Consider the following 22327-nt stretch of genomic DNA (forward strand, 5'->3'; position numbering starts at 1 on the left):
GGTCACCGACGTGGGGTCATGGTGTGACATCGGTGAGTTCGAGAGCCGCGAGTTCGGTTCGCGCGGTGACGCCGAGTCTGGGGCACGCTTTGTAGAGGTGATACCCGATAGTGCGCGGGCTGAGGAACAGCTGCGCGCCGATGTCCCGATTGGAGAGGCCACGGGCGGCCAGCCGGATGATCTTCCGTTCTTGGGAGGTGAGACCTGCCAGTGCTCCCCCCGCCGCCTCGGGCTTCGGTACCACCTCCCCGGTCTCATCGAGCTCGGCGCGGGCTCGCTCCGCCCAAGGCGTGGCGCCGAGCCTCCGGAAGGTCTCGAACGCGTCGCGGAGTTGGGCCCTGGCCTCGGACTTGCGGCGCATACGGCGCAGCCATTCGCCGTAGAGCAGAGCGGTTCGCGCGCGTTCGAACTGCCGGTCGTCGGGGTGCAGCAGCAATGCGGCCCGGTACAGGCCCGAAGCGTCCGCTTCCGGCGCGAGTAGTGCGCGGCAGCGTTGGACGTGCGCGTCTATCCACGGCTGCGATGCAGGGTGTGCCCAGTCCATGAGCCGTGCGAGCGGCTCGTGGGCGTCGGCCGGCCGGCCGAGCCGTACCGCTGCCTCGACCAGGTCAGGAATGCTGCGCAGGCCGGGAAGCTGATGTCTTACCGGCCCAAGGGGTTCAGCTGGGCACGGGCGGCGTAAAGGGCGGCGGTGTACCCGTCGGGGCCGGAGCCGATGATGACGGCGTCGCGTATCCCCTCACGCCTGGGCCCCCGGCTTCGCAGGAGCGATCTCGGCGATCAGGTTCTCCACCAGGGTCTTGATCTCGTCGCGGATCGGGCGGACGGCCTCCACCCCCTGGCCTGCGGGGTCCTGCAGTTTCCAGTCGAGGTAGCGCTTGCCGGGGAAGACGGGGCAGGTGTCGCCGCAGCCCATGGTGATGCAGACGTCCGATTCCTTGACCGCGTCGACGGTGAGGATCTTCGGGGTTTCGGCGGAGATGTCGATGCCGACTTCGGCCATCGCTTCGACGGCGGCCGGGTTGACGGCCTCGCCCGGGTTGGAGCCGGCGGAGCGGACCTCGACGCGGCCGTCGGCGAGGTCGGTGAGCCAGGCGGCGGCCATCTGCGAGCGGCCGGCGTTGTGGACGCAGACGAACAGGACGGACGGCTTGCCGGAGGAGTCGGCCATGGTGATCGTTCTCTTTCGTCGCGGGGCGGGGCGGAACCCTGCCGCCCATGACTTCAGCCCCCGCTGGTATCAGCGAGTGGTGATGTGACAGTATCAGCGCATGCTGACTTCAGTCGATCCTGACCTAATCCGGGTGCTGGGCGATCCGCTCCGCCTGAAGATCGTGACCCTGCTGGCTCGGGAGACGCTCTGCACGACGCACCTGGTGGAGGAGACCGGGGCCAAGCAGACGAATCTGTCCAACCACATGAAGGTGCTGCGCGAGGCAGGAGTGGTGCAGACCGAGCCGTGCGGCCGCTTCACGTACTACAAGTTGCGCCCCGAGGTCCTGGACTCCCTGGCTGGCCAGTTCGCCGAGCTCGCCGCCTCCGCCCGTACCGCTTCCGAGAACAAGAGGGCCTGCCCGTGACCTCCATCGAGCCCACCACGCAGAAGCCCGCAGACGGCGCCGGCCCGGCCGAAAACGATTCGGTCGTCAAGAAGCTCTCCACCCTGGACCGCTACCTCGCGGTGTGGATCCTGCTCGCCATGGCCGTTGGCCTGGGCCTGGGTCGTCTCGTCCCCGGCATGAACGACGCACTCGCGAAGATCGAGGTCGGCGGGATCTCGCTGCCGATCGCGCTCGGTCTGCTGGTGATGATGTATCCGGTCCTCGCCAAGGTGCGTTACGACAAGCTGGAGCGCGTCACCGGCGACAAGAAGCTGATGGTCTCCTCGCTGGTCATCAACTGGATCATCGGCCCGGCGGTGATGTTCGCCCTCGCGTGGATCTTCCTGCCGGACCTGCCCGAGTACCGCACCGGCCTGATCATCGTCGGGCTGGCCCGCTGCATCGCCATGGTCATCATCTGGAATGACCTCGCGTGCGGAGACCGCGAGGCCGCGGCCGTCCTGGTCGCACTCAACTCCGTTTTCCAGGTCTTCGCGTTCGGCCTGCTGGGCTGGTTCTATCTCGACCTCCTGCCCCGCTGGATGAACCTCGGAGACGGCCAGGGCCTGGACGTGTCCATTTGGCACATCGCACTGAACGTCATCATCTTCCTGGGCGTGCCGCTGCTGGCCGGGTTCCTCACCCGCCGCGTCGGCGAGCAGAAGATGGGCCGCGAGGCGTACGAGAACAGGTTCCTCCCGAGGATCGGCCCGTGGGCGCTGTACGGGCTGCTGTTCACGATCGTGATCCTGTTCGCCCTGCAGGGCAAGACGATCACTTCGCAGCCGCTGGACGTCGTCCGGATCGCAGCTCCGCTGCTGGTCTACTTCGCGATCATGTTCTTTGGCACCTTCCTCCTGGGCAAGGGCCTGGGCCTGGCCTACGACCGCACCGCCACGCTGGCATTCACCGCGGCGGGCAACAACTTCGAGCTGGCCATCGCTGTCGCCATCGCCACTTTCGGCGTCACCTCCGGCCAGGCCCTCTCCGGGGTCGTCGGGCCGCTCATCGAGGTCCCGGTGCTGATCGGTCTGGTCTACGTCGCGCTCGCCTGGCGCAAGAAGTTCGGTGTCGACGCGGTGACGACGGCTCCGTGACACACACCGTGGATGTAGTGGTGATCGGCGGCGGGCAGGCGGGACTCGCCGCCGGCTATCACCTGCGCCGCCAGAAACTGGGTTTCGTCATCCTCGACGCCCAGACGGCGCCGGGTGGGGCGTGGCGGCACACCTGGGAGTCGCTGCACCTGTTCTCCCCGGCCGCGTTCTCCTCCCTGCCCGGCCGGCTCATGCCCGCTCAAGCGGGAGCGGAATACCCGGACGCCGCCCACGTCGTGGAGTACCTGGCCGACTACGAACAGCGCTACGGTCTGCCTGTCCACCGCCCCGTCGCCACCGAATCCGTACGGCGCGACGGGGACCGGCTGCGCGTGGAGACGGACGCGGGCACCTGGTCGGCGCGGGCGGTCGTCTCGGCCACCGGCACTTGGTGGCGACCCTTCATCCCTGCCGTCCCAGGCCGCGACGTCTTCGACGGCCGCCAGCTGCACACCACCGGCTACCGCAGCCCGAAGGCGTTCGCCGGGCAGCGGGTCGTCGTGGTCGGCGGCGGGAACTCCGGCGCACAGATCGCCGCCGACCTCGCCCTGTCCGGGGACGTCTCCCTGACCTGGGTCACTCAACGCCCGCCCCAGTTTTTGGCCGACGACATCGACGGCCACGCCCTGTTCGACGCCGCCACCGCACGGCGCCGCGCCCTGGACGCGGGCACCGCCGATACCGGGGTGTCGCCTCGCTCGGCGACATCGTCGCCGTCGCGCCGGTCCGCGCCGCCCGGGACGCAGGTCTGCTCAAAGCGGAGCCGATGTTCGCCCGCCTCACCGGGCACGGCATCGGCTGGGCGGACGGGACCACGGCCCTGGCGGACGCGGTGATCTGGGCGACCGGCTTCCGCCCCGCCCTCGCCCACCTCGCCCCGCTTTCACTGCGGGACCCGCGCGGACAGATCGCCAGCGACGGTACCCGAGCCATCGGTGAACCGCGGCTGCACCTGCTCGGCTACGGCGACTGGACCGGTCCGGCATCGGCCACACTGATCGGCGTCGGCCGTCCGGCCCGCGAGGCCGCCCGCCAGATCCGCGACCTGCTGGCCTGACGCCCCCACACGGCCGCGCTCGCCCAGGCCCGCGCACGACGAGCCCCACACGGGCCCGGATGAAGGGACACCTGACGTGCCCGACCACGAGAACGGACTTGTATCCGGTACCCAGGTACAGGTTTACCGTCGGAGATTTCCCCGGAGCGCCTGGGTGTGACGACGGGAGTGAGAGCCATGGCCGGACTGGACTGGGTGCCGCAGTCCTGCACACTGCCCACCGCGGAGCGGCCGCTGCGGGTCGGAGAGTGGGACACGTTGTTCGCCGGGCGGCTGCGGCAGGTTGCGCGTACGAGTCCGCAGCTCGTGCGGCTGGAGATGGCCGACTGTCCCGGGATGGAGGACCGTGTGCGGAACCTCGCCGGGCGCGAGAGCGACTGCTGCTCGTTCTTCGCCTTCACCGTCACCACGAACACGGGCACCGTGACGCTTGACGTGGAGGCGGACCCGGCACACGAGCAGGTCCTCGAAGCACTGGCGGCCCGGGCCGAAGCAGCACGCAGGGACGTGCCGTGAGCATGGAACCGCGCAGCGGGTAGGTCGCATGGGCGAACTTTTAGACCCTCGCTACTGTGCCGGCTGTCGTCGCGTGCCTGTTCTCCTTGCTGCCGAACGACCAGGCACTGCGGATCGGGACGCTGCTGGTGCTGCTCGCGCGTGCGCGAGACTACGTGATCGTCTTCAGCGGCCTGGCCGGCGGCAGCAGCCAGCGGACTCTGCCGCCACCCCGCTGCTGCTGCTCACCCAGATGCTGCTCCTGCCCCCGCTGCTGTGGCTGTTCACGGGCCCGGACCTCGGCGACGTGGTGGAGGCGGTCCCCTCCTGCAGACGTTCGCCTTCCTGATCGTGATCCCGCTCGCGCTGGCCTGGCTCACCCAGGACTGGGCCACCCGCAACTCCCTGGTCGTCCTGCCGCTCGCGCTGGCTCTGCCGGACGAGCTGGCCGTGGCCGCCGCCGCCGTGGTCACCCAAGCCCTGGTCGAAGTCGTCGGGATGGTCATTTACGTCCGCGCCATCCCCGCCTCCTGCCGGCCACCGGTTCAGTCGACCGCCGGGCTGCGGCGCTCCAGAAGGACGACGTCACGCCAGGCGCCGTGGTCGCGGCCGATGCGTTCGCGGGTGCCGATGACACGGAAGCCGGCCCGCTCGTGCAGGGCGAGGCTCGCGGTGTTCTCCGGGAAGATCCCCGACTGGATCGTCCAGATCCCGGCCGCCTCGGTCGAGTCGACAAGTGCCTTCAGCAGCGCGCCGGCGACACCGCGGCCCCGGGCGTTTGGGCGGACGTAGACGGAGTGCTCGACCACGCCCGCATACGCGCACCGGTCCGAGACGGCGCTGGCCGCGACCCAGCCCAGCACCGCCCCGGTCTCGTCGAGGACGACGAAGCGGTGGCCGGGCAGCCTCGCCGCGTCGAACGCCTCCCAGGAAGGCGCAGTGGTTTCGAAGGTGGCGTTCCCTTCGTCGATCCCGGCTTGGTAGATCGCCAGGACCTGCTCGGCGTGCTCCGCCGTCAACGGGGCCACCACGGCGCTGCTGCTCGGCATCTCCCCCCTCCTCCGTTCCTGGTCAGGCCGCGGTCGGCAGCGTCAGCAGAGCGCCCATTGCTGCCAGGACGGACGGCTCGACGCGGTAATACACCCAGGTGCCGCGCCGCTCGGAGGTGAGCAGACCAGCTTCCTTGAGCTTCTTCAGGTGGTGGGAGACCGTCGGCTGAGAGACACCGACGTCGGAGATGTCGCATACGCACGCCTCGCCGCCCTCGTGCGAGGCGACGGCGGAGAACAGCCGCAGCCGCACCGGGTCGCCGAGCGCCTTGAACATCCGCGCGGCCGTCTCGGCCTCCTCGGCTGTCATCGGACGTTCGGTCAGCGGCGGACAGCACGGCACAACAATCCCGTCGGCTTCGAGCAACGACAGCGCCTTCGTATTCGACATGCGTCTATGTTGACACATGTCGAACCAAGTGGGCGAGGATCATCGGCACCGAAGATGCCGGCCAGATGACGGGCGGCACGGGCCGCGTCCCTGCCGACTCCACGCAGCGAGTTGAACGACAGGGAGCGCTGCCACTCCAGCCCTACGAACACTGATCTGGCACCGTGAGCGCGACGCCACCGCGGCGCCGGGGTTTCCCCGCTGCGTCCAGGGCGCCGTCGAGGCCGGCGAGGTAGGACGGGTCGGGGCGGTAGCCGGTAACGAGCACGATCACATCGACTTCCTCCCTGATCCCATCCGCCCACACCACCCTCGCACCGTCGATTCCGGTGAACACCGGTCGCCGGTCCGGCGCAGTCTGGGCGAGGGCGGCACGGTAGCGGCCGTCGTCGATGACGAGCTGGGTACGGGGCTCGCGCAGCAGGCCGCCGAGCGGGGCACTGTCGAGGCCGGTGCACTTCAGCCAGAAGTGGAGGTCCCGGCCGGCGATCTTCTGGCGGGCGAACTTCACCGGCGCGCGGCTCGCGAGCGTAACCCGGGCGACTCGCGCGAGTTCGGCGGTGATCTGCACTGCGGAGTTCCCGGCGCCCATCACCACGATCCGCTGACCGGCGAACGGTCCGGGACGGCGGTAGTCGGCAGCGTGCAGCGTGCCGGTGAACCCCTCCAGGCCAGAAAAGGCGGGGCGGTACGGGCGGCCGAAGGTGCCGGACGCCGCGACCACGGCCCGCGCCGTATTGCCGGCCACCGGCCACCATCTCCACCTCGAAACCGCCGGTGCTGCGCCGGACGCCGGTAACTCTGCTGTCGTTGCGGATGTCCGCGTCCAGGCGGGCGGCATAGGCGGTCAGGTAGGCGGCGACCTCGTTCCCGGTACGGGTAGCGGTTCGGATCGGCGCCCGGGAATGACATGCCGGGCAGGGAGCTGTACCGAGCGGGAGAGAAGAGGGTGAGGCTGTCGTAGTAGTGCGGCCAGGATCCTGTCGCCCGGCCGGATGCTTCCAGCACGACTGGCCGCAGGCCCTGGTGCAACAGGGCCTGCGCGGTGGCGAGGCCGGATTGACCGCCGCCGATCACGGCGACGTCGATGCGCTCCACGAACGAACCCCTCAACTTCGACGTTTATCTATGTTGACGCTTATCAATACAGGTGCCATGCTGGGCGGCGCAAGCCATCGACAGATGTCGAAATACGCAAGGAGTCGCCGTGAACGCGCCCGCCACCACCGAACTGCCCGTCGTCGTTATCGGAGCTGGACCCGTCGGCTTGGCCGCCGCCGCCCATCTCGTCGACCGCGGTATCGCACCCCTGGTCCTGGAAGCCGGAGAAGCCGCCGGTGCGGCAGTGCGGGAGTGGGCGCACGTCCGGCTGTTCTCCCGTTGGGGCGAAGTCGTCGACCCGGCCGCCGAGAAGCTCCTCGCCCCCACCGGCTGGACGCAACCCGACCCGGCGACATACCCCTCCGGCGGCGACTGGGTAGAGCAGTACCTGAAGCCTCTGGCCGACGCCCTCGGCGACAAGGTCCGTACCGGCACCCGTGTCACCGGCGTCTCCCGCGCCGGCCGGGACCGGATCGTCGACGCCGACCGCGAGAGTCAGCCCTTCGTCATTCACGTCACCACTGCCGACGGCCGTGAGGAGCGGCTGTTCGCCCGCGCCGTCATCGACGCCTCCGGCACCTGGGCCACCCCCGGCCCCGCCGGCGGCAGCGGCCTGCCCGCCCTCGGTGAAGAGGCGGCATCCGACCGCGTCACCTACCAAGTGCCCGACCTGAAGGACCCGGCCGTCCGCACCCGGTACGCGGGCAAGCGCACAGCCGTCATCGGCTCCGGCGCCTCCGCCTTCACCGCACTCGCCTCCCTGGCCGACCTGGCCAAGGCAGACGACGGGGCGGCTACGAAGGCGGTGTGGGTCCTGCGTCGCGGCATCTCCGGCTCCACCTTCGGTGGCGGAGAAGCGGACGAGCTGCCCGCCCGCGGCGCCCTCGGCCTCGCCGCCAAGGCCGCCGTCGACGAGGGGCACGCGGACGCCGTCACCGGTTTCCGCACCGGCGCCGTCGAACAGGACGACAACGGGCGCCTGGTGCTGGTCAGTGAGGACGGACGCCACCTGGACTCGGTGGACGAGGTCATCGTGCTGACCGGCTTCCGCCCCGACCTGTCCTTCCTCTCCGAGCTTCGCCTCGGTCTGGACGAGCGCCTGCAGGCCCCGGTCGAGCTGGCCCCGCTGATCGACCCCAACCAGCACTCCTGCGGCACCGTCTACCCCCACGGCCACCGCGAGCTCTCCCACCCGGAACAGAGCGTCTACCTGGTCGGCATGAAGTCCTATGGACGCGCCCCGACCTTCCTGGCCATGACCGGCTACGAGCAGGTTCGCTCCGTCGCCGCTGCCCTCGCCGGTGACCTCGACGCCGCCGACCGCGTCGAACTCACCCTCCCCGAAACCGGAGTGTGCGGCGGCGCCGGACTCTTCGACACCCTCGAAGCCGACCAGACCGACGAAAGCGGCTGCGGCGCCCCGGCGCCCCAGCTGGTCCCGCTCGGCGCGGCGGCCACCGTACCGGCTCCCGCCCAGAAGGCACCGGCGGGCGGCTGCTGCGGCTCGTGACCGACACGAGCGCCCTTGAGCGCGGGGCCGCGACCGGAGCAGGGGACCGGTCGCGGCCCCGCGCCGCGCTGCCGGCACTGTGTGCCACACAGATCACCAGTTGGGGCATCGTCTATTACGCCTTCCCCGTGCTGAACCCGCAGATCACCGCCGCCACCGGGTGGCCGACCGGGGCGACCACGGCCGCGTTCTCCGGCGCACCCCTCGCCGCCACACTCGCCAACCACCTGTCCTGGCGCGCGACGTACGCCGTACTGGCCCCGGTGCTGGCCGCCGTGACCATCCCCGTCCATGCCTTCGCTCTGAACGCCCCGTGGCCGAAGGCACCACCGGCCTCCACTCACCCGGACGACAGCGCCGACCAGATCATCCGCAGCCGACCGTTCTGGATGCTGGCCGCAGCCCTGACGCTCTCCGCCTTCGCCGTCTCGGCGGCCGTCATCGCCCTCGTCCCGCTCCTGCTCGAACGCAACTACAGCACCACCGAAGCGGCCTGGGCACTGGGGCTCGGCGGCGCCGGACAGACCCTCGGCCGCACCCTGTACGCAACGCTCGCCCGCCGCACCGGAGTGACGACACGAACCGTCGCGCTGATCGCGCTCAGCTCACTGACCACGGCGACGCTCGCGCTCGTCCCGGGCCCGTACGCGCTCCTGGTCGTTCTGTCCATCGCAGCCGGAATGGTCCGGGGCAACCTCACCCTGCTCCAGGCCACCGCCGTCACCGACCGATGGGGCACCACCTTCTACGGCCGCCTGTCCGGATTCCTCGGTGCCCCCAACGCCGCCGCATCCGCGCTCGCCCCCTTCACCGGTGCGGCCCTCGCCGCCCTCCTCGGCGGCTACTCCTCCCTCTTCGGAGTGCTGGCCCTCATCTCCGCGCCCGCCGTCTTCGTCACCGCAGTGGCCAAAGAGTCACGGGTGACTTGCAAAACCTCCGCCGGAGGTCGCTCAGGCTGCAGCGCGTCCAGTTCGGGCCCGCGGAGCATTCTTGAGTGAAGACGCCATAGGAGCACTTGCCACCATCACGCCCGGTCTGGCCCTGTCCATCGGGGAAGGGTCTATCAGGATTCAGGTGTGGTTCGTCTGTTTGGCCTACAGGTTTTTCGGTGGGCTGTTCGGTCTACACCCGTCCGGCGGTGAGGCGGCCGTCGAAGAGGACGTCGAACTCGTTCAACGCCGACTTCCAGCGGTTGTTCCAGCGCTGGCGGCCGCGGCCGGTGGGGTCCAGGGCGAGGGTGGCGAGGTAGAGGCGCTTGAGGGCGGCGGTCTCGTTGGGGAAGTGTCCGCAGGCCTGGGCCGCGCGCCGGTAGCGGGCGTTGAGGGACTCGATCGCGTTGGTGGTGTAGACGACCTGCCGGATGGCGTCGGGAAGGCCGAGGAAGGGCACGAACTCGCTCCAGGCCCGCTCCCAGGTCCCGGCGATCGAGGGGTAGCGCTTGCCCCACTTGTCGTCGAAGTCCGTCAGCCGTGTCCGGGCCTCGTCCTCGTTGACGGCGGTGTAGACGGGCTTGAGGTCGCGGGCGACTTCGGCCCAGTCGCGGCGCGAGGCATAACGCAGGCTGGCACGCAGGAGGTGCACCACGCAGGTCTGGACCACGGTCTGGGGCCAGACTGCGTTCACTGCGTCAGGCAGGGCGCTGAGCCCGTCGCAGACCAGCATCAGCACGTCACGGACGCCTCTGTTCTTGATCTCGGTCAGCACCGTCTGCCAGTATTTGGCGCCCTCGCCGCCGTCCCCGGCCCACAGCCCGAGGATCTCGCGATAGCCGTCGGCGGTGACCGCGACGGCCACGTAGATGGGCCGGTTGGCGACAGAGCCGTCCCGGATCTTCACGTGCACGGCGTCGATGAAGATGACCGGGTAGACCGAGTCCAGCGGCCTCGTGCGCCACTCTGCCATCGATTCCAGGGCCTTGTCGGTGATCGTGGAGATGGTCTCCTTTGTCGTCGTCATCCCGTACGTCTGGGCGAGATGGGAGACGATTTCACCGGAGGTCAGTCCCTTCGCGGTCAGCGAGAGCACCAGGTCGTCCAACGCGCCGGTGCGGCGGGCGTACTTGGGCAGCATCCGGGGCTGGAAGGTACCCAGCCGGTCTCTGGGGACCTGCACCGTGACAGCACCGACCTCCGTCATCACCTTCTTGGCCCGGTACCCGTTACGGGTGTTGCCACCCGAGCGCGACCCGCGTCCACCGACCCGGCCGGCCTCCACGGCCAGATGCTCGTCCATCTCGGCTTCCAGAGCGGACTGCATCAGGTGCTGGGCCAGCTCCGGCAACAGGCCGCCCTCGCCCATCAGCCGCAGTCCCCCGCCGCGGACCTTCTCGGCCGCGAGCGCGGCCAGCTCCTCCAGCAGCTCGCTGGACAGACCGTTGTGCGATACCGGCATCGACTTCACGTCGGCACCCTGAGCGCCATCGCCGACCTCGGCAAGTGACACGCCGTCGACGCCCTCGATCAGGTGATCAGTCGTCGTACTCATCAGGCTCACTCCTTCGGGGAGACCCACACCTGATTCATGACACTCCCTCGGGGAACAAGCGAAGCCCCCGGCGGGCGCCAGGGTCTCGTGCCGTGCTCATGCCCGCTGGGATCAGTGGCTGGTGAGTTCGCCGGTGAGCTTGGTGTGCAGGTCGGCACTGGGGTCATTCAGGCCGATGATCTGCACGGTCTTGCCGCGCTGGGCGTACTTGGTCTCGATGGCGTCGAGGGCAGCGACGGAGGAGGCGTCCCAGATGTGGGCGGCGGTGAGGTCGATGACGACCTTGTCGGGGTCGGTGGCGTAGTTGAACTGGCTGACGAGGTCGTTGGAGGAGGCGAAGAACAGCTCGCCGGTCACGGAGTAGACCACCGTGGTGCCTTCGGGGTCGGTGACCGCGGTGACATTGGCGAGGTGGGCGACGCGTTTGGCGAAGATGACCATGGCGGTGACCGAGCCGACGACAACGCCGATGGCGAGGTTGTCGGTGGCGACCACGCAGATCACGGTGACGACCATGACGGCGATCTCGCCGGCCGGCATCCGCTTGAGCGTCTTGGGCGCGATGGAGTGCCAGTCGAAGGTCGCGAACGACACCATGACCATGACGGCGACCAGGGCGGCCATGGGGATGTCGGAGACGACCGTGCCGAAGACGACGCACAGAACCATCAGGAACACGCCGGCGAGGAACGTGGACAGGCGGGTGCGGGCGCCGGAGACCTTCACGTTGATCATCGTCTGGCCGATCATGGCGCAGCCGCCCATGCCGCCGAAGAAGCCGGTAACGATGTTGGCGATGCCCTGACCGATGGACTCGCGAGTCTTGGAGGAACGGGTGTCGGTGATCTCGTCGACGAGCTTCGCCGTCATCAGGGACTCCATCAGCCCGACCAGTGCCATCGCGAACGCGTACGGCGCGATCGTCGTCAGGGTGTCCACGGTGAACGGCACATCCGGCAGACCCGGTACCGGCAGGGAGGACGGCAGCTCGCCCTTGTCGCCGACCGTCGGGACCGCGATCCCCGCGGCGAGGGTGATCGCGGTGAGGATGAGGATGGAGACAAGCGGCGCGGGAATAACGGAAGTGATCTTCGGGAAGAACACCATCAGAGCGAGACCGCCGATGATCAGCGGATAGACCGCCCACGGCACGTCGTGCATCTCGGGGACCTGGGCCATGAAGATCAGGATGGCGAGGGCGTTGACGAACCCGACCATCACCGAGCGCGGCACGAACCGCATCAGCTTCGCCACGCCCAGCGCGCCCAGGACGACCTGGATGACGCCGGCGAGGATAACGGCGGCGACCAGGTAACCCAAGCCGTGCTCACGATTCAGCGGAGCGATCACGAGGGCGACGGCGCCGGTCGCGGCGGAGATCATCGCGCGGCGGCCACCGACGATCGAGATGACCACGGCCATCGTGAACGAGGCGAACAAGCCGACCGCAGGGTCAACCCCCGCGATGATCGAGAACGAGATCGCCTCGGGAATCAGCGCGAGCGCGACCACCAGGCCGGCCAGCACCTCGGTACGCCAGACCTTCGGGTTGCCCAACCAGTCCGGGCGCAGACCGCGCAGCGCGGCAGAGGACAGCACGAAAGAAGACAAGGGAGTAAGAACCTGTCGCGCTCGGGCACACCCGGGCAGGGCGTGCGGGAAGACACGGGAGGCCAGGTCGGCACCCCGCGAAACGCCCCGTACGGGCGGGTCGGCAGTCCGGGGGCGACGAGGCAGCGGGACACAAACCGCTAAACGTCAGGGACGAAGCATCACGGCGGACCGGCGGCGGCGCCAGGCATCATGGACTCGGGCACGCCTTTCTCCTGCGACGCTCGGGATCTTCGCGGGCAGTACCGGCCCCCGCACGGAAGCGGATTGAGGACGGCATCCGCCGACCTTCAACATCGAGAACTCTACCCTAACGTTAGGGTAGAGAAGGTGCGGGTGGCACGTGTGCAGGACCGCACAAGGACGAAAAGGGTCAGGGGCGCAGACGTGGACAGCGAACACATGCAAATCGGAGAGGTCGCCGCGCGAACCGAGCTGTCCCTTCGCACCATCCGGCACTACGAGGAGACGGGACTGGTCACCCCCTCGGCCCGTTCGCAGGGCGGCTTCCGGCTTTACACCGAGGCCGACGTGCAGAGACTCATGGTCATCCGCCGCATGAAGCCGCTGGGCTTCACCCTCGACCAGATGCGCGACCTCCTCGACGCCACTGACCAACTTGACAGCGACACCGCCTCCGACGCCGCCGAGCACGACGCACTGCTCGAACGCGTGCGCGCGTTCGAGCAGGCGGCCAACGAGCAGGTCGCCAAGCTCCGCGTTCAGCTGTCCCGAGCCGAGGAGTTCGCCGCCGCCCTCAGCACTCGCCTGCGACAGGACGCCTCCGCTGCCCGCCTCTGACGCGCAACAAGCCGTTTGCCGTACCGACCGCGCGCTTCCTGCGGGGAGGCGCAACCTTCTCCGCCACGCTCTCTCCCGCCGGTCAGTGCCCACGGGGCAGCACCAGCCCACCAGTACCGTGCCTCGCAGGGCCCGGACCCGATTACGCCACCCCTCGTCGTCCCTGTGCGCCGGCCGGCCCGACGGGGCGGTTGGCGGCCGACTGCCTTCCGAGAGTTCGGTCGCCCCCTCAGGTGACAGCCAGCACCACCCGGCCCTGGGTACGCAGGCCCTAGCCCGCGCGCAGGCCCCGGACCAGGCCCGACAGGCGCCACGTGTCGCGGCGCTCCAGCGCATTCGCTCCTAGAGCCTGACGCCCCGTCATCGTCCCGGCGAACGCGGACGACACAGGGCTGGAGGCACTACGGTGCAGGGCAAAGTGCGGTGCGCAGCCGTCGCGAAGTCGGTGCCGTACAGCCACAGGCGACACGCTGGGTGACGGGTTGGGCGAGCCGGGCCACCGCGTTCCAATCATCGGGTCGGGCGCGCTCCATGCGCAGGGGGCGCTGGACGCCGGCAGCGGCAGGGCTCCGCCCCATCCGGTTCGACAGCGCCACCTCTTCCCCGTCCTACCGGATTCGCCAGTGTCCGGTAGGTACGCGAGCCGATCCCAGCCCAACTGTCAACCAGGGCTGGTGCCCGGTGGTGCCCCTCGCCTGGGCCGTCGGCAAACGCCACCGCACCGGCCGTACGACGGCCGCGGCGAGAACAGGCGGACCCGCGTCGGCACTCCGCATACCCGAATGGCGAACCCGGTCCCGCAGTGGGGTAACTTGCCTTTCCGTGCTCTCCCGGAAAGTCGTGTCACCGGGTACGTACTGGGGCGGGCACGACATCGAGAAGGGCGCCCCATGCGGGACAGCGGAATCGACGGACTGGGTGAGGCACTGGCCGCGGCGGAGGCCGCACCGCCGGTGGAATCCGTCGACGTCATCGCCGCAACGCTGCGAAGACAGCTCGGGGCCCGGTCGGTGTCGTTCCTGATCACCGACTTCACCGGCGCCTCCGTCGTCCGGCTGGGCGCCGCGGACGACATCGACCTGGAGCGCCCCGCGGATCCGATCGCCGTCTCCGGCACCCGGTACGAGCAAGTGATCCGGACCCAACGACCGCAGGTCGAGCGCATAGGGGACGATGGCTGGACCCGGGTGATCGCACCGGTGACCAATCGCGGGGACGCGCTCGGGCTGCTGGAGCTCTATCTGCCCCACCAACCCGGCCCGAACACCCTGCTGCAGATCAGCCGGAGCGCCCACGCCCTTGCCTACATCATCATCGCGAACCGGCCCTTCACCGACCTGTACCAGTGGGGCCGGCGCTCCAGCCCACTCAGCCTGGCCGCCGAGATCCAGCACCGGCTGCTGCCCACGTCCCTGGCCTGCGAAGCCGCCCAGTTCGCGGTCGCCGGCGCGCTGGAGCCCGCCGAGTTCGTCGGCGGCGACACTTTCGACTACGTCATAGACCGCGACCACGTCCAACTGTCCGTCACCGACGCCATGGGCCACGACGTGGACGCCGCACTCCTCGCCACCCTCCTCGTCGGCGCCCTGCGCCGCGCCCGCAGACAGGGAGCCGACCTCGCCGAACAAGCACAGTTGGCCGACCAGGCCATGGTCGAGCACAGCGGCGGCCGCTACGTCACCGGACAACTACTGCGTATCAGCCTGCACGACGGCCGGACCGAGTTCATCAACGCCGGCCACCCCTGGCCCCTGCGCCTGCGCAAGGGAAAAGTCGAGCAGATCGCGCCGAGCATCGACATGCCCTTCGGCTTCATAAACCCCCACACCTACACCGTCCAGCACCTGGACCTGCAGGCCGGAGACCGGCTGATCATGCTCACCGACGGCATGCTCGAGCGCAGCGCCGCAGACCTCGACCTGGCCGCCCTGATCAAGGACACTGGGGACCTGCACCCCCGCGAGGCCGCCCGTGTCCTGATCGAACACGTCGTCAAGGCCCATGACGGGCTCCTGCACGACGACGCCACCGTGATGTGCCTGGACTGGTACGGCACCGACTCCACCCGACGCGACGCCGACCACGGCGCCGACCTCACCGAAACCTCCCCCACAGCTGGACAGCGAACCGCACCAATGGAGCCACCGGACGCCCGGTGCTGAAGTCGCCTCTCGCCTTCGGACAGTCCCTCAGGTATGGATTCCTCTGTCCCAGGTGGCCGACGCGCAGCGCGCCGCCCCCATCGAAAGAGCCAACTGGGCATAGCCGCGGAATGTGGACTCGCCCTGTCAGACGTCGGCTTTGCGCCGGAACGCGGAGAACGAGCCGCCTAGCTCCTCGTTGATGCGCAGTGCTTCACCGAGCTGGTCTTCGAGGATGACGATGCGACAGGCGGCGTCCACCGTGGTCCCCTCATCGACGAGTTCACGGACACGCCCAGCGATCTTCAGCTGGTAGCGGGAGTATCGGCGGTGTCCGCCCTCGGAGCGCAGCGGGACGATGACGCGCGCTTCGCCGATGGTACGGAGGAAGGCGGGCGTGGTGCCGAGCATCTCGGCGGCCCGTCCCATGGTGTAGGCGGGGTAGTCGTCGTTGTTAAGGCGGTTGAAGGAATCGTCTGCTGTCATCTCACCTCGTTCGCGGAACACGTGGGAGGGGCCCCGACGCCGCATGGCACCGGGGCCCCGAAGGAACTGCTACACCATCTGCCGGCCTCAGTCCAGCACCGGCCTACTATGTCCGTACTACGCCCCAAGAAGCGGGGGGGAGATACGGGGATCGCAAAATGCGTGACCGGAGACCACCTGCCTATCGATGTCCTGCGGCACCCGGACTCAAGCCTTCGCCCGGGCGATCCTGATGGCGACCCAACTCCTCCGTTCTTCCCTCTGCATCAACTCTGTGCGGGTACTGCGAACTGCTGATACCGCTCTTCCTGCCGGTGACCCTGAACAGCGCCACCCTCTCTCCGGCAGCCAGCCCCGTCGCCCACCGTGCATCTACTCTGGCTTAGAACCCCACTGCCGAACCTCCCGGTGCGCGCGTCCGCAGCCTGACGCCTTCACCGAGGTGCTGCTCGCTTGACTTCGCTGCTGGGTACCGCGGACTGCACTTGCGGGTAATGCCACTGCGTCAACTGCGGTAATGCTCACGGCGGCCCCTGATCACTGCGAGCCGCCCGGTCCGGTCGTCAGTCCCGTCGCCGTCCTGCAACCGCTCTGGCTTCGAAACTCCACCACCGCACCGTCCTGCGTAAGGCAACTGCTTGTACTGCGGGTACTGCTGCCCGGCAGTTCTCTCTGCCAGGCCCTGCGGTCTCTCTGGGCTACGAGAGAAACCTTAACCACAGCAACACGCGGATGTCTACTTCCGCCGTGACAGGTTTTCTGTGAGGACTGACAGTGAAGCCCTGCGGTCCGCAGTGCTTGGAAATTGCAACGGAGCACACTTTCCGGGGGTGTGAGGGGGCGTCGGATCGGGCAGGTGGGGTGTCACGGCACAAGCGGTACAACCGATCACAGGTGGGGTGTACGCGTATGAACAGCACGACGATCAGCATTACCTCGACGCCCCCCGTACCGACCGTGGTCCGGGGCGACAGCGCGGCCGGCATCCACCAGGCCCGCGAGGCCGCCCGCGCCTTCACCGACGGCCTCAATCCGGCGCCCGGCCCGGACATGGCGGACACCCTCGTCCTGGTGGTCTCCGAGCTCGTCACCAACGCCCTGCGCCACGGCGGCGGCCGGTACACCCTGGAACTGTCCGCCGGCCCCGACACGGTCACCGCCGCGGTCAGCGACCCGAACCCGGCACACCCTCGCGAGCGCACCCCCGACCTCAACGGCGGCAGCGGCGGCTTCGGCTGGCACATGATCCGCCGCCTCACCCACCACCTGACCATCACCCCCAGCCCCAGCCCCAGCGGCGGCAAAACCATCCACGCCCGACTGCCCCGCTGACAGCAACCGGACCCGCGCCGCCACCGCAGGCCGGCCAGACCGGAGGCCGACCACTGCAACGCGGGCGCCTGCGCCCCGCTCCCCGTTGAGCTGAGGCGCAAGCAGGTCAGGGGCTGTAACGCGCACCAGTGTTTCGCTGCCCGCGTTGGAGTCGGGGCGCCTGGGCAGTCGGTCCGGCTCTACTGAGTGGATCAGCCGAACGTGCGCGGGCGGCCCGGTCCACCGGGCTTCAGGAGCCGCGCGCCGACGTTGTCCAGCAGGTCGAGGTAGACCAGCGCAACGCGGTGTCTGCCGGTCTTGCGTTGTCTTTATCGGGCGCGTCATGCAAAGGGACTCATCGTTCGGGGTGTCTTGAGCCCATACCTTCAACGGGGTGATCCGGGTCCGTGACCTGCCGGACACGTCCGCCACGACGAGTGTGTCACCGATCGCCACCGTGGTCTGTGGACAGGAAACCGAGGATGTGGTGAGGAAGAGATCCGGGTCGGATTCGGGACCGGGCTGCCGGAGTCGGCCGAGGTTGCCTCGGGGAGCGTCATTCAGCGCCGAAGCCCAGCGCTGCCTATTTCAAGCACTTCATTCGGGGCACACCGAGGAACCGTCCGCAAGGAACAGCGCTGTGACCGGGCGGGATGGACGTACCGGGTGAGGTCGGCGATTCCTGGGGAAGGAGTGGCGACCAGATGATGGGAGGTTGTTATGGATGGTAGGGATCTGGAACTGGGCGAGCTTCTGGCCGCTGCGGAGTCCGCGCCGCCCGGGGAGTCCGTCGGCGTCATCGCGCACGACCTGCGCAAGCGCTTCGGGGCGGAGCGTGTGTCGTTCCTGTTCGTCGACCTCCTGGGGCAGCGGTTGCTGCGCCTGAGCTCGCCCGCCGAGGGAGGGAGCGCAGACGCCGAGGAGTGCATCGATTTGCAGGGCAGCGTTTACGACACGGTTCTGCGCAGCCAGCGCCAACATGTGGCACAGGACGGCCAGGGCGGACGGCGCGTGATCTCGCCTGTGACGAATCGCGGCGACTGCATCGGTGTGCTGGAGGTGACCTTGCAGTACGCCAACGACATCGTGCTCGGACAGATCAGCGACGCGGCCCACGCTCTGGCCTACATCATCGTCACGGACCGCCGCTTCACCGACCTGTACCACGCGGGCCGACGCACCACCCCCACCAGCCTGGCCGCCGAGATCCAGCACCAGCTGCTCCCTTCGGCCTCCTGTTGCGAGGCCCCCCAGTTCACCCTCGCCGCCGGGCTGGTCCCGGCCGACGACATCGGTGGCGACACCTACGACTACACACTCGACCGGGACACGCTGCACCTGTCCATCACCGATGCCATGGGCCACGACACCGAATCCGCCCTGCTGGCCACATTGGTCACGAGTGCGTTGCGCGGCGCCCGCCGCACTGGTTGCGATGCCCTCCGTCAGGCCCAACGTGCCCACGAGGCCCTGCTGACCCACAGTCGTGCGCTGGCCACCGGACAACTGCTCTGCGTCCGACTTGAGACGGGCACCTGCGAACTGGTCAATGCGGGGCATCCCTGGCCTCTGCGCCTACGGGAAGGCGCTGCCGAGGTCGAGGAGGTCGAGCTCGCCGTAGACCTGCCCTTCGGCGTGACGGCGCCCACCTCGTACCAACTCCAGGAGCTTCAGCTTCGCCCCGGCGACCGCCTGGTACTGCTCACCGACGGCATGCAGGACCGCGGTGCCGCAGGTGTCGATCTGGCCTCTCTCATACGCGACACCCGTGCCTCCCATCCCAGGGAAGCCGTTCGCCATCTGACGACAGCCGTACTGGACGCCTGCCGGGGCAACCTGAAGGACGACGCCACTGTTCTCATCCTGGACTGGCACGGAACCGCCTCGCCCGGTGACCGTGAATTCGTGCTGAGCCCGACTCACCGAAGAACCGCCCCGGCCCGTACCAGACGGTCAGAGCGATGACACGGCGCAGCGGGCTGAGGGGCACCGGCACGGCCGACCCGATCGACGCGACACGCCGCCTATCCGCAACGATGCACAACCGGTCGGCCAGTGCGGCGATCGGTGCCTGCATCGAGCGCTCGCGGCGACCGTTCCTGGCCAAGGAGTCATGTTCGGCCAGAACTCGGTGCGCCCACGCGAGCACAACCTCGCCCTCCGGCATCTGGCCCCTCGTCCATCGTCTCCCCACCCTATGAATCGGCACGTCCAGCTCGTGGTCCAAGCGCCCCATCACGGAAAAGAGCGACAGCTACCTGCCACTTCGAACAGGCCCGCCGGGCCCGCTCTGCAACGATGTCCCGGGCAGACGGTCCTCACCATCGCCGGCCACATGCACACCAACCGCGTCGCCGACGCACTGCGGATGGCAGCCGTGACCCGTGGCCGCCTGGACGGCGCCGTGGAAACGCAGGATGTTCCGGTCCGCGACGAGCGCGGCGTAAGCGCCACGCGCCGCATCCAGCGCCGGCCCGGCCCCATCCGACGCCGGCGAGTGAGCAACCAGCGACTCGGCCATGACGACGGACACGTGGTCGACCACCGCCGCAGGCAACGGACCGGATGGCCGCCCCGTGCCGCCTGTACCACCAGCAGACGAAGAATCTACTGGTCCTACAACATAGACGATCAGGTGCTACGGCACTCCCTGGTCAGTGTCGGTGTGCCTGTCGGTGTGCCTCCCGCCATGCGGCCGACGGCACAGGCTGGAGCAAGAAGAGCTCTCGAATTTATGCGGCCCATCCGCGTGCTTACAGGCATCAGGCCGGCAGGTGATCCGCCGGCTTCCGCCACGCCGAGCAGGCGGGTAGGGGCAGCCGATCGGCCAGCGGACGGGCGCCCCGTCTTCGGCGCGTCACTTCCGGTAGCCTCCTGCCTCCTCGATACTGAGCGTCGTCCAAGCGACCGACGGCCAGCTCGAAGCATCCCTGACGGGCCGTCAGGATACTCGGCAGCAAGTCAGTATCAGTACCGCCGGAGACCGCCCGAGGCCGCCATGGGCCGCTAGGAGCCGAGCACTCGCATACTACCGCTGACCAGGCAAAACCCAGTTCAGGAGCCTGGTTACCATGCTTCCCAGGAGGAACCGTTGAGGATGCTCATCAATGTGCCGGAGACCGTCGTCGACGACGCCCTGCGCGGCATGGCCGCCGCCCATCCCGCGCTCAAGGTCGACGTGGCGAACCGGGTGATCGTACGGCGTGACGCGCCCGTAAACGGAAACGTCGGCCTCGTCTCCGGCGGTGGCAGTGGGCACGAGCCGCTGCACGGCGGGTTCGTCGGGCCCGGCATGCTGTCCGCCGCCTGTCCCGGTGAGGTGTTCACCTCGCCCGTACCCGACCAGATGGTCCGGGCCGCCGCCGCGGTCGACAGCGGCAAGGGGGTGCTGTTCGTCGTCAAGAATTACACGGGCGACGTACTCAATTTCGAGATGGCCGCCGAGCTCGCCGAGGACGAGGGCATCCAGGTCGCCAAGGTGCTCGTCAACGACGACGTGGCGGTGACCGACAGCCTGTTCACGGCGGGGCGGCGTGGCACGGGTGCGACGCTCTTCGTCGAGAAGCTGGCGGGCGCCGCGGCCGAGGAGGGGGCCTCGCTGGAGCGGGTGGAGGCCGTCGCGCGGCAGGTGAACGACTCGTCACGGAGCTTCGGGGTGGCTCTCAGCGCCGTCACCACGCCGGCCAAGGGCTCGCCGACCTTCGATCTGCCGCCGGGCGAGCTGGAGTTGGGTATCGGCATCCATGGGGAGCCGGGACGCGAGCGGCGGGCGATGATGACGTCGCGTGAGATCGCCGACTTCGCGGTCGGCGCCGTCCTGGAGGACCTTCGGCCCACCGGGCCCGTGATCGCGCTCGTCAACGGAATGGGCGCCACGCCGCTCCTGGAGCTGTACGGCTTCAATGCGGAGGTGCAGCGCGTGCTGTCCGAGCGGGGTGTCTCCGTGGCCCGTACGCTCGTCGGGAACTACGTCACCTCGCTCGACATGGCGGGCTGCTCGGTGACGCTGTGCCAGATCGACGAGGAACTGCTGCGCCTGTGGGACGCGCCGGTCGAGACCGCCGCGCTCCGCTGGGGCCGCTGAGCCGTACGGACCGGCCGTACGGAGCGTGCGAAGGAGATTCTGTGCTCGACGCCCAATTCTTCCGCGACTGGATGACCGCCATGGCGGCCGCCGTGGAACGTGAGGCCGCGCGCCTCACCGACCTCGACTCGGCCATCGGTGACGCCGACCACGGCAGCAATCTCCAACGGGGCTTCCGGGCCGTGGCCGCCGCGCTGGAGAAGGAGCCGCCGCTCACGCCCGGCGCCGTACTCGCCCTGTCGGGGCGGCAGTTGATCTCGACCGTGGGCGGGGCCTCGGGACCGTTGTACGGGACGCTGCTGCGGCGCACGGGCAAGGCGCTCGGCGAAGGGGAGCAGGTCACGCCGGAGGAGCTCGCCCAGGCGCTGCGCGCGGGTGTGGACGCTGTGGCGCAGCTGGGCGGGGCGAAGCCCGGGGACAAGACGATGCTCGACGCGCTGGTCCCCGCCGCCGACGCGCTCGGCGAGTCCTTCGAGGCCGCGCGGACCGCGGCGGACGAGGGCGCGCTGGCGACCGTACCGCTGCAGGCGCGCAAGGGCAGGGCGAGCTATCTCGGTGAGCGGAGCATCGGGCACCAGGACCCCGGGGCGACGTCGGCCGCCCTGCTGATCGACACCCTCGCCGATGTGGCCGAGGACGCCGCGTGAGCGGGGACAAGCAGGTCGGGATCGTGCTCGTCTCGCACAGTGCGTCGGTCGCCGGGGCGGTCGCCGAGCTGGCGCAGGGGCTGGCGGGCGACGGGGTGCTCGCGCCGGTTGCTGCCGCGGGCGGTACGCCGGACGGCGGTCTCGGCACCAGCTCGGAGCTGATCGCCGAGGCGGCCAGGTCGGTGGACGGCGGCGCGGGGGTCGCGGTGCTCGTCGATCTGGGCAGCGCGGTGCTCACGGTGAAGGCACTGCTGGCCGAGGGCGACGAACTGCCGGACGGGACCAGGCTGGTGGACGCGCCGTTCGTGGAGGGCGCGGTGGCCGCGGTGGTCACGGCGTCGACCGGAGCGGATCTGGACGCCGTGGAGGCGGCGGCCATGGAGGCGTACGAGTACCGCAAGGTGTGACCGCTCGCCGCCTTGGTGCGAAAGTGGCCCCGTGTCCGCCGAGGACGCGGGGCC

At 69.2% G+C, this 22327-nt stretch carries 20 protein-coding genes and 3 pseudogenes; 14 read left to right on the forward strand and 9 right to left on the reverse strand.

Annotation, left to right across the window (positions count from 1 at the left end; all coding sequences use genetic code 11):
* Positions 1–16 precede the first annotated feature (16 nt).
* Both ACLLJJ_RS02345 and ACLLJJ_RS02350 read right to left on the reverse strand, forming a co-directional pair.
* A complete protein-coding gene (locus ACLLJJ_RS02345; RefSeq protein WP_434587572.1) occupies positions 17–544 on the reverse strand; it encodes a helix-turn-helix transcriptional regulator in 528 nt (175 codons plus the stop codon).
* 195 nt (positions 545–739) lie between these two features.
* Positions 740–1171 (reverse strand): arsenate reductase ArsC, encoded by a 432-nt coding sequence (locus ACLLJJ_RS02350; RefSeq protein WP_434587573.1) that lies wholly within the window; start codon positions 1169–1171, stop codon positions 740–742.
* Positions 1172–1271: 100 nt separating this feature from the next.
* On the opposite strand from ACLLJJ_RS02350, the gene ACLLJJ_RS02355 reads away from it, so the two are divergent.
* From ACLLJJ_RS02355 to ACLLJJ_RS02375, 5 genes and pseudogenes are all read left to right on the forward strand, one after another.
* Positions 1272–1580 (forward strand): ArsR/SmtB family transcription factor, encoded by a 309-nt coding sequence (locus tag ACLLJJ_RS02355; protein ID WP_434587574.1) that lies wholly within the window; start codon positions 1272–1274, stop codon positions 1578–1580.
* Entirely contained in the window at positions 1577–2698 is a 1122-nt protein-coding gene (gene arsB, locus ACLLJJ_RS02360) for an ACR3 family arsenite efflux transporter (RefSeq protein WP_434587575.1), read from the forward strand. Before ACLLJJ_RS02355 ends, arsB begins: the two co-directional genes overlap by 4 nt.
* Positions 2695–3755: pseudogene (locus ACLLJJ_RS02365) on the forward strand (ArsO family NAD(P)H-dependent flavin-containing monooxygenase). Before arsB ends, ACLLJJ_RS02365 begins: the two are co-directional and overlap by 4 nt.
* A gap of 177 nt (positions 3756–3932) precedes the next feature.
* Positions 3933–4271: a hypothetical protein gene (locus ACLLJJ_RS02370; RefSeq protein WP_434587576.1), complete on the forward strand. Its 339-nt coding sequence runs from the start codon at positions 3933–3935 to the stop codon at positions 4269–4271.
* A 56-nt stretch (positions 4272–4327) separates the two neighbouring features.
* Positions 4328–4775, forward strand: a pseudogene (locus ACLLJJ_RS02375) (arsenic resistance protein); the annotation flags it as partial.
* Positions 4776–4795: 20 nt separating this feature from the next.
* On the opposite strand, the gene ACLLJJ_RS02380 reads toward ACLLJJ_RS02375, so the two are convergent.
* From ACLLJJ_RS02380 to ACLLJJ_RS02395, 4 genes and pseudogenes are all read right to left on the reverse strand, one after another.
* Complete coding sequence (locus ACLLJJ_RS02380; RefSeq protein WP_434587577.1) at positions 4796–5299, reverse strand: GNAT family N-acetyltransferase; 504 nt, start codon at positions 5297–5299, stop codon at positions 4796–4798.
* A gap of 22 nt (positions 5300–5321) precedes the next feature.
* Complete coding sequence (locus tag ACLLJJ_RS02385; protein WP_434587578.1) at positions 5322–5690, reverse strand: ArsR/SmtB family transcription factor; 369 nt, start codon at positions 5688–5690, stop codon at positions 5322–5324.
* A 142-nt stretch (positions 5691–5832) separates the two neighbouring features.
* On the reverse strand, positions 5833–6438 hold the full coding sequence (locus ACLLJJ_RS02390) for an NAD(P)-binding domain-containing protein (RefSeq protein ID WP_434587579.1): 606 nt from the start codon (positions 6436–6438) through the stop codon (positions 5833–5835).
* 269 nt (positions 6439–6707) lie between these two features.
* Positions 6708–6788, reverse strand: a pseudogene (locus ACLLJJ_RS02395) (hypothetical protein); the annotation flags it as partial.
* 109 nt (positions 6789–6897) lie between these two features.
* On the opposite strand from ACLLJJ_RS02395, the gene ACLLJJ_RS02400 reads away from it, so the two are divergent.
* Positions 6898–8301, forward strand: a complete 1404-nt coding sequence (locus ACLLJJ_RS02400; RefSeq protein ID WP_434587580.1) for an NAD(P)-binding domain-containing protein — start codon at positions 6898–6900, stop codon at positions 8299–8301.
* Positions 8298–9299, forward strand: a complete 1002-nt coding sequence (locus ACLLJJ_RS02405) for an MFS transporter (protein WP_434587581.1) — start codon at positions 8298–8300, stop codon at positions 9297–9299. The genes ACLLJJ_RS02400 and ACLLJJ_RS02405 overlap by 4 nt, the downstream gene beginning before the upstream one ends.
* A 124-nt stretch (positions 9300–9423) precedes the next feature.
* Here the strand turns inward: ACLLJJ_RS02405 and ACLLJJ_RS02410 are convergent, their stop codons facing one another.
* Together ACLLJJ_RS02410 and ACLLJJ_RS02415 are read right to left on the reverse strand one after the other, a co-directional pair.
* A complete protein-coding gene (locus ACLLJJ_RS02410; RefSeq protein WP_434600248.1) occupies positions 9424–10692 on the reverse strand; it encodes an IS256 family transposase in 1269 nt (422 codons plus the stop codon).
* A gap of 204 nt (positions 10693–10896) precedes the next feature.
* Positions 10897–12396 carry a SulP family inorganic anion transporter gene (locus tag ACLLJJ_RS02415; RefSeq protein WP_434587582.1) on the reverse strand — a complete coding sequence of 500 codons (1500 nt, stop codon included), beginning with the start codon at positions 12394–12396 and terminating at the stop codon, positions 10897–10899.
* A 402-nt stretch (positions 12397–12798) separates the two neighbouring features.
* Between ACLLJJ_RS02415 and ACLLJJ_RS02420 the strand changes: the two genes are divergently transcribed.
* On the forward strand, positions 12799–13197 hold the full coding sequence (locus tag ACLLJJ_RS02420; protein WP_434587583.1) for a MerR family transcriptional regulator: 399 nt from the start codon (positions 12799–12801) through the stop codon (positions 13195–13197).
* Positions 13198–14087: 890 nt separating this feature from the next.
* Entirely contained in the window at positions 14088–15359 is a 1272-nt protein-coding gene (locus ACLLJJ_RS02425) for a PP2C family protein-serine/threonine phosphatase (protein WP_434587584.1), read from the forward strand.
* Between the two features lie 126 nt (positions 15360–15485).
* On the opposite strand, the gene ACLLJJ_RS02430 is transcribed toward ACLLJJ_RS02425, so the two are convergent.
* Positions 15486–15824 carry a MerR family transcriptional regulator gene (locus ACLLJJ_RS02430; RefSeq protein ID WP_434587585.1) on the reverse strand — a complete coding sequence of 113 codons (339 nt, stop codon included), beginning with the start codon at positions 15822–15824 and terminating at the stop codon, positions 15486–15488.
* Between the two features lie 909 nt (positions 15825–16733).
* Between ACLLJJ_RS02430 and ACLLJJ_RS02435 the strand changes: the two genes are divergently transcribed.
* From ACLLJJ_RS02435 to ACLLJJ_RS02455, 5 genes are all read left to right on the forward strand, one after another.
* Positions 16734–17156 carry an ATP-binding protein gene (locus tag ACLLJJ_RS02435; RefSeq protein ID WP_434587586.1) on the forward strand — a complete coding sequence of 141 codons (423 nt, stop codon included), beginning with the start codon at positions 16734–16736 and terminating at the stop codon, positions 17154–17156.
* A 699-nt stretch (positions 17157–17855) separates the two neighbouring features.
* The gene (locus tag ACLLJJ_RS02440) at positions 17856–19100 is read left to right on the forward strand and encodes a PP2C family protein-serine/threonine phosphatase (protein ID WP_434587587.1); all 1245 of its coding nucleotides are present in this window, start codon (positions 17856–17858) and stop codon (positions 19098–19100) included.
* Positions 19101–20226: 1126 nt separating this feature from the next.
* Complete coding sequence (dhaK, locus tag ACLLJJ_RS02445) at positions 20227–21219, forward strand: dihydroxyacetone kinase subunit DhaK (protein ID WP_434587588.1); 993 nt, start codon at positions 20227–20229, stop codon at positions 21217–21219.
* 41 nt (positions 21220–21260) lie between these two features.
* Positions 21261–21866 carry a dihydroxyacetone kinase subunit DhaL gene (gene dhaL, locus ACLLJJ_RS02450; RefSeq protein ID WP_434587589.1) on the forward strand — a complete coding sequence of 202 codons (606 nt, stop codon included), beginning with the start codon at positions 21261–21263 and terminating at the stop codon, positions 21864–21866.
* A complete protein-coding gene (locus ACLLJJ_RS02455; RefSeq protein ID WP_434587590.1) occupies positions 21863–22273 on the forward strand; it encodes a PTS-dependent dihydroxyacetone kinase phosphotransferase subunit DhaM in 411 nt (136 codons plus the stop codon). Before dhaL ends, ACLLJJ_RS02455 begins: the two co-directional genes overlap by 4 nt.
* Positions 22274–22327 lie beyond the last annotated feature (54 nt).

The organism is Streptomyces sp. A5-4, from assembly GCF_051131715.1.
Taxonomy (GTDB): domain Bacteria; phylum Actinomycetota; class Actinomycetes; order Streptomycetales; family Streptomycetaceae; genus Streptomyces.